Origin of the sequence: Paenibacillus rhizoplanae, assembly GCF_042684125.1 — a bacterium.
Classification (GTDB): Bacteria; Bacillota; Bacilli; order Paenibacillales; family Paenibacillaceae; genus Paenibacillus_AQ; species Paenibacillus_AQ rhizoplanae.
This window is the reverse complement of the sequence record NZ_JBHUKY010000088.1, coordinates 1-501: the sequence shown is the minus strand read 5'-3', so window position 1 is coordinate 501 and position 501 is coordinate 1. Positions and strand designations below refer to the sequence as shown.

At 49.5% G+C, this 501-nt stretch carries 1 protein-coding gene; it reads right to left on the bottom strand.

What is annotated here, in order from left to right; all coding sequences use genetic code 11:
• The coding region (locus ACFSX3_RS30460) for a transposase (protein ID WP_379313667.1) at window positions 1-320 on the bottom strand (320 nt) is incomplete at its 3' end.
• Window positions 321-501: the final 181 nt, after the last annotated feature.

Here is a 501-nt window from a genome sequence, read left to right as displayed (position 1 = left end):
CGCTGGGAACGGAAGCGATTCAGCGTGCGGAAGTCGGGTCGCTGCCGTCCGGCCAGCCACATGAAGGGAATGTTCTCCCGGACCGCTTTGGCGATTTGGCGAGACGAATAGATTCGCTGAGTGTAAGCGTAGATGATTACTTTGGTGAGCATTTTAGGATGGTAGCTGTCACGGCCGCCGCCGGGATAGGCCGCGTCAAAAATGGCGTTGTCCAGCCGATTGACGGCGGTATTCACGACGCGAACGAGGTGATTTTCCGGGATATCTTCTTCCAGATCCATTGGCAAGCAAAGTTGGTCCATGGTATATTGAATGTACAAAGAAACCTCTCCTTTGAAATGGTTGTGTGGCAACTCCATTTTAACAAAAGAGAGGTTTCTTTTTTTGCGTTTTTATAAATATTGTCATCCATTTTCCGCTTAAACAGCGGAGAGAACGGAACGATTGTGTAAAAGCGATAGCGGTCGCCTTGGTCTCCGGATTTTCACCGCTAAGGGGAAT